This is a genomic window from Prevotella sp. P5-92, assembly GCF_002251245.1.
Lineage (GTDB): Bacteria > Bacteroidota > Bacteroidia > Bacteroidales > Bacteroidaceae > Prevotella.
The window spans coordinates 20,557-27,309 of record NZ_NPJG01000119.1 but is presented as its reverse complement, the minus strand read 5'-3'; the positions used below and the strand labels follow the sequence as shown (position 1 = coordinate 27,309).

The window sequence follows — 6,753 nt, the reverse complement described above, 5'->3', positions numbered from 1 at the left end:
ATACCTGCCAATATATGTGACCAAATTTAGCGTGTTAATAGCCTTTGATATCATTAACAAGGCAATTACGCCAAGTATTCCTAATGGAAATACTGTCAGAGGAAACTCAAAATAATTTTGTGAAAAGTTTACAAAACCAGAATAATTATAGATTAAAAAACTACAACTAATTATATAAAACATAAAAGGAATATATTTCATTTTATATCTATTGTCTCTTATTAATTGTTTAACTAAATATCCAAAACAGAAGAATGGTAAACATGTAAACGAACTGGCTATTGATAAAGGCAATTCTATACGATAATATGAAAACATTAGTCCTATAATTCCCATACACAAAGAGAAGAAAATTAGAAGAGACATATTATAGAAATATGTAACAAAATAGAACAGAATATTTGCAAAAAAAAGACATAACAAAAACCAAAGTGGACCATTTATTTGATTACAATGATTATATAAACAATCAAGCGCCAATGATTTGAATGAAGATTCTGAGTACATATTGAATCCAATAACCTGAAAAAACAAAGGAATAAAAATGGAACCAAAAATGTAAAAGAATAAAAAAGGAATAAAGAGATTATTAGTCTTCTTATTAAAAAATGTAATTATATTGTCGTATCTTTTAAAGAAAATTCCAGATAAAGTAAAATACAATGGCATTCTGAATGAAGATAGTGAATTGTCGATATTTATATTTCCATATATATATTCTATATGTGTTATCATAATTGCATGGTTTATTACTACCAACAATATACAAATACCTTTAGCAGTATCAATCCAGCATATTCTATTCTTTTCCATATGTTAATACTTTAAAACATTATTAAACTATTTTCCATGACACATCTATACTATGGCATTTGTCCAGTCCTAAATACATGGCAACTACACATCCTACATTTGAAGAGAATGTTCCAATGAAAAACGATGAATTAATCATCATGTCCATGTCAAATAGCATATTCAGGACTTCATCTCGTCTTACAGAATCTGATTTCAAATTGTATGTTTTTTCGTCAAAGCCTTTCAATTTATTTTCTTTATTATAATATATATTTGTGTCTATATCACTCAATTTCTTTGATATATAAGATATGACAGTAACATCATCTGTAGCTATATAAATATTATTACTGATATAACTATATTTTCTTATAGTATCTGCATAAATATTTAAATCGATATCCTCCATTTCACCTGTAACAATTTTATCTCCTCTTCTTATATGAACAGAGATATAATTATCTGGAATGTTTATGTACTGCTTCTTTTCTGAAATACTGTTTTGTGTCAATGCATTATAATTGTAAAATTTCTTAAAAGAATTTGAAACTGCATTCAATAATTCACCTTCTGAATATTGCGAAAGAAAATCTCCTGAATGCATTCTTTGAAATGACTCTTTACTTAATAATGCAGTTGGACTAAAAAATTTGAATATCTTGTTATATAACCTCTCTCTCCAATACCCCCAAAACGCCGAAGGATTATAATAGATCTTACCTATCCACGGTTTTTCATTATTGTAGATTTTTTCTTGATAAGTAAGGATACTGTGAGTTTCTTCAAAATAAGGGATGAACCAATCTGATAGTCCATTATCTATTTTTGAGTTCCAATTCCTTGAATTAACCAGTAGCCGATAATTATATTTATCAGCATACACTTTAGCCAACGCCAAGTTTACTAATTCTGAATAAAGCCCTCTATGAGTGAGACTATATATTATTTTTTTCATTCTGTTTTATTAATTGTTATATGTTTCTAGTCCCATGAAACCATTCTGTCCATGTTCCAATGCTCTTCCAAATCCTTCTTGAAATCCATCTGACATTAAAGTACAACAATTCTCAGCTTTCATAAGATATTCTACCATAGGATGATGGATATATAAATCTATTTTCAAATTACCTTTTGCCAAAATCTTTGGAAGTGCTATGTCAACGTCATAATTAAATTTTCCTGCTTTTGCATGCTTTATATTTCCATAATAATGTCCTGGAGCATAAGTAGCATAAGGCATTTCATCATCATTTTTTATTATTACCATAACATCATATGACATATCACTATCTGTAAATCCTTCGATTTTTACATTAAAACTCTTTTGACCATTCAGAATGGTAGAAGAAGAAGCAGTAGTGTCATTAATCATTATTCTATCAATATGCAAGGAAGGTTTTATATATGAAATATTCCCCATTATGGTACCTGTATCTATTGAATCTCTATTTACCAAGTACCTCTTTATTGCGGACTCAATATCTCCTGTATATTCAATACCGCCATTCTTCATCACCACCCCCTTCTTGCAAAGACTCTTCACTGCTGCCATGTTATGGCTCACAAAAAGCACTGTCCTGCCCTCTCCGTTTGCCACATCGTGCATCTTGCCGATTGCCTTCTTTTGGAACTCGGCATCGCCTACTGCCAGTACCTCGTCCACAACGAGGATTTCAGGATCCAAGTGGGCGGCAATAGCAAAGCCAAGGCGGACAATCATTCCCGAGGAATAGCGCTTCACGGGAGTGTCTAGATATTTTTCGACTCCGGCAAAATCAACAATCTCGTCGAGTTTGCGGGTGATTTCTGCCTTTGTCATACCCATGATAGCGCCATTCATGTAGATGTTTTCACGACCTGTCATTTCGGGATGAAAACCGGTGCCTACCTCAAGCAGGGAGGCAATGCGGCCTTTTACCTTTATTGAACCTACAGTCGGGGATGTAACACGAGACAATATCTTCAAAAGCGTGGATTTGCCGGCTCCATTTTTGCCGATGATACCAACTACATCGCCTTGCTCGACATCGAATGAAATATCCTTCAATGCCCATACAAAACGGCTGTCGCCCTTCTTTGTGCGGTCGTTCACCTCACCAATCTTCAGGTAAGGGTCTTCCTTGCCGCGGACACGTGCCCACCAGCGGTTGAGGTCCTGACTCAGTGTACCTGTGCCAAACGTGCCAAGCACATACTGCTTGCCGACTCTATCGAATTCTATTACTTTTCTGCTCATAGCTGTTCATTTTAATTACAAAAAATTCCAATCGTCTATCGTTCCTTTCTCCGACGAGAAGTTGATGCCGAGGCAGATCACCTTGCGGCTGTCAGCCAAATATGGCTTGGCATAGCCATTGTCATCTATCTGCTTCAAGGCGGATGACGCACTGCCGTTGAGCTTAAACTCAAGGATATACACATAGTCGGGACATTCAAGAACGCAGTCAATCCTGCCCTCGCTCGTCTCCTTCTCCACCAATGTGTTGTATCTACCGAGCATCTGCATGATGAGATAGAACGTGTATTGGAAATATCGCTCACACTCAAACGCATCTTGCTTGCGCTGGAAACGATATGTGACAGAGGATAGCAAGGCGGTCATCTGTTTCATGAACATTTCGACATTGCCTGCCTGAAGGGCGTCTGTCACATCTTCAAGCCAAGTGGCCGGTTGAGTTCTGCCCTCCTTGAAATAATCGCCGGCAAGCACGGATATAAAGCCTGAACGAACCTCCTCGTTGGGAAAATCAAGCAGGTATGTCTGCCTATGAGGATTGCAAGCCTTGATGGTGAGATAGCCGCTCTGATATATCATCGGAAGCGGTTGCTCAACGTCGGCCTTATAGTCAATAAACATCTCCGCGGGATAGTATTTGCCAACGAGTTCGTTGATGTTCTCATTGCCATGGGCAAGGAGGCGGACAAGGTAACCAGGAGTGCCCGAGGCAAACCAGTAGTTGCGCATATCGTTCTTGCTAAAGCAATTGAGTATGCTGAAGGGATTGAAGATGCCTGTCATCTTGCTACTGAAATGATAGCCGTCGTATTTCTCTGTCAGCATTGCCACCATATCCTCATAACTCTTGTTTTTTGTTGATGCAAGCGAACGGATTGGCTTGTCAAAAACGGTCAGAAGCTCTTCCTTTGTAATGCCGCAAAGAGATTCGTATTTTTCGTCTAAGCTGATGTCATCTGGCTGATTAAATCCGCTGAACACGCTCACCTGAGAGAACTTCGTGACACCAGTAAGCATCACGAACTTAAGATTCTCGTCGGCATCCTTGAATGCTCCATAGAATCCCTTGAGTATATCCCGGTTGTGGGTCTCGTATGCAATCTTCTCGCCGTTGTCGTTTTGATAATACAATGTTTTGTTGTCCATCACGTCAAGCAATGGTTTGTCATATTCGTCAACCAATACAACCGCTCTTTGTCCAGTCCTCTCATGTGCAGCCTTGATGACATGCTTGAATCTTATGGCATAATCGTCTGAGTTAGTTGTTCTGCCATATATTTTTTCAAAGCTCTCAATATAATCGAGTATCACAGCCTCCAATGTGCCGAGTTTTGTGAAATTGGAAGTGCCAAACGACAGATGGAATACAGGATATACATTCCACTCCTTCTCAAGCGAGTCGATCTTCAACCCGCGGAACAATTCTTTCTGTCCGAGGAAATAGCTTTTCAGGGTGGACAACAGCAAACTCTTGCCAAACCGGCGCGGTCGGCTCAAGAAGAATATTTTCCCGTTGTTTGCCAGGTTATATACCATATCCGTCTTATCGACATATACGTATCCGTCCTGGATTATGTTGCTGAATGTCTGTATTCCTATAGGGTATTTCATCATTCAAAATATTGGGTTGGGAATAAACTAAATCACATCCATAAAGTTCTTCTGAGTACGATTGAATATGACAATACCGAGAAGGAGAATGACTACGGCGAAAGCAAAACTGTATAGGAGATACGACCATTCGAACACCCCGACGCCGGTGAATCCATACTTAAACGTCTCGGTGATGGCAGTGAGCGGATTGGCCACTATCAGCCATATCTTGTCGGGATAGTTGTTCTTCATCACCGACAAGGGATAGATGACGGGCGTGGCATACATCCACAGTTGGACTCCAAAGGAGACGAGGAAGCGTAGGTCGCGGTATTTTGTTGTCATTGAGGAGATGACAAGTCCGAATCCGAGTCCGATGCATGCCAGCATAAGGATGAGCAGCGGCAACAGGCAAATCGTCCAGTTGACATTGAAACCTCCGAGTTTCACGGCATAATACAGATACACCACAACGAAGAGCAGAAACTGTATGCCGAGCTTTATCATGTTGGATATGACTATCGAGAATGGCACGACCAGGCGAGGGAAATACACCTTTCCGAATATCTGCTGGTTGGCGTTGAACGTGTCGGAGCACTTGGTGAGGCAGTCGGCGAAATAGTTCCAGCACACAAGTCCGGCGAGATAGAATACTGCCTGTGGCACACCGTCGGTAGAGATGCCGGCTATGCCGCCAAACACAAACATAAACATCACGGTGGTGAGGATGGGCTGGATGAAAAACCATGCTGGACCGAGGATGGTTTGCTTATAAAAGGTGACTATGTCCCTCTTCACGTACATCATCAAGAGGTCGCGGTAACGCCATACTTCTTTCAGGTCGAGACTGAATAGTCTCTTATGGTTGTCTATTATTATATCCCAATTTTGTTCCATTGTAAGTCAGATTTAAATTCAGTTGCAAAGCTACGAAAAAAAACTGTTGTAACCAAACTATTAGTGAAGAAAATCACTTGTCATATTCATAATAATACCAATATGTGCCAAAGTATTGCTCGAAAAGTGCCAGACGACGTGCTGAGGACTCGGAAATGGAGTCTTCTAATTTCTGGAAATCGTCAAAATCGGTGTCCATGACTTGGTTTTTATATACTACAAGTGGATTGGCTCTGCGGTGTGTGTAGAGCACGAGAGCTTCACGGTAATGCTGCGGAAGACTGTCGTTGATATTGTAGTGGAGTGGCAGTTCGCGGGCGAATCCGTCAAGGTCGCGGTCAACGAGCTTTCCGCAAAGTATATAGTCAGAGATGGCCTTCGTCTTATAGCCTGACGCCAACAGCGAGCTGAGATATTGACGTGTGGTCATGTCTGGCAGCGGACGAGCCCCGAGGTAACGGTAGATACTGTCTGTGGGATAGAGCATGAGTCTAGTATTCTTGCCTGTGGGAAGCAAGGTCTCTGACGTGCCATTGACGGCATATCTGAACATCTCGTCAGCCATACGTCCTTCACGGCTGAGGGCGTAGCTTCGCAGCATGGTCATTGTCGGGTCGCCATCGAGTGTTTTCTCACCCACTATAGCTGCCTTTGCAAAATCGCGGTCAACAAGCAGGGTTTCCATCTTTGCCTTGTGGTGGAATAAGTCGTCGCCTCCGGAGATGAGGCCGGTGCAGAGCGACATGGTGCAGAGGGCAAACAGGTTTATCCATACAAGGCGCGAGAAAAGTCCACGTGAGTTGATGTCTGCCTCGTAGTCAATCACGTTTCTCAACCCTAAGGTGATGAAGAACCATGCCACGAGCAATAGTGGTAACAGCCATAGCCATGCTCCCATAGAGAAGTTGATGTCTATTTCCGGACTGATATCCGTGACAATGGTAAGAAGGAGAAACGACGGGAAATAGGTAAGCCAATGAAAGCGCCTGTTGATGGGGAAATATGTGTTCACTCCACGATGGAGTAACATCAATGTCAGTGTGATGATGACAGCTCCCCACGTGGGTGAATAGGTGGTCTGTCCGCCACTTAGGACATGCTGTGCAACAGAGAGCACGTCTGATTGACGGAGATAGAGAAATGAAAACGAGAATGTAACGAACGCGACAGCACACACTATACGCATGATAGTGGTGCTGTCGTTGTCGTGTCTGTTGTTATAATTCATGTCA

At 40.8% G+C, this 6,753-nt stretch carries 6 protein-coding genes; all 6 read right to left on the bottom strand.

Translation table 11 applies throughout. The features are described 5' to 3' along the window. The coding region (locus tag CIK99_RS16115; RefSeq protein ID WP_094381769.1) for an acyltransferase family protein at positions 1 to 813 on the bottom strand (813 nt) is incomplete at its 3' end. 22 nt (positions 814 to 835) lie between these two features. Further along, positions 836 to 1,750: a hypothetical protein gene (locus CIK99_RS12170; protein ID WP_094381766.1), complete on the bottom strand. Its 915-nt coding sequence runs from the start codon at positions 1,748 to 1,750 to the stop codon at positions 836 to 838. A 9-nt stretch (positions 1,751 to 1,759) separates the two neighbouring features. Further along, positions 1,760 to 3,031, bottom strand: coding sequence for an ABC transporter ATP-binding protein (locus tag CIK99_RS12165; RefSeq protein WP_094381765.1), 1,272 nt, complete (start codon positions 3,029 to 3,031; stop codon positions 1,760 to 1,762). Positions 3,032 to 3,046: 15 nt separating this feature from the next. Then, positions 3,047 to 4,642 (bottom strand): ATP-binding protein, encoded by a 1,596-nt coding sequence (locus CIK99_RS12160; protein ID WP_094381764.1) that lies wholly within the window; start codon positions 4,640 to 4,642, stop codon positions 3,047 to 3,049. Between the two features lie 27 nt (positions 4,643 to 4,669). Beyond that, positions 4,670 to 5,521 (bottom strand): ABC transporter permease, encoded by an 852-nt coding sequence (locus tag CIK99_RS12155; RefSeq protein ID WP_094381763.1) that lies wholly within the window; start codon positions 5,519 to 5,521, stop codon positions 4,670 to 4,672. Between the two features lie 73 nt (positions 5,522 to 5,594). Continuing rightward, a complete protein-coding gene (locus CIK99_RS12150; protein WP_094381762.1) occupies positions 5,595 to 6,749 on the bottom strand; it encodes a DUF6057 family protein in 1,155 nt (384 codons plus the stop codon). Positions 6,750 to 6,753 lie beyond the last annotated feature (4 nt).

What these genes read in the sequence shown, in the direction of transcription:
- CIK99_RS12170 (WP_094381766.1), bottom strand. Translation starts at nt 1,750, where the DNA reads ATGAAAAAAATAATATATAGTCTCACTCATAGAGGGCTTTATTCAGAA.
- CIK99_RS12165 (WP_094381765.1), bottom strand. Translation starts at nt 3,031, where the DNA reads ATGAGCAGAAAAGTAATAGAATTCGATAGAGTCGGCAAGCAGTATGTG.
- CIK99_RS12160 (WP_094381764.1), bottom strand. Translation starts at nt 4,642, where the DNA reads ATGAAATACCCTATAGGAATACAGACATTCAGCAACATAATCCAGGAC.
- CIK99_RS12155 (WP_094381763.1), bottom strand. Translation starts at nt 5,521, where the DNA reads ATGGAACAAAATTGGGATATAATAATAGACAACCATAAGAGACTATTC.
- CIK99_RS12150 (WP_094381762.1), bottom strand. Translation starts at nt 6,749, where the DNA reads ATGAATTATAACAACAGACACGACAACGACAGCACCACTATCATGCGT.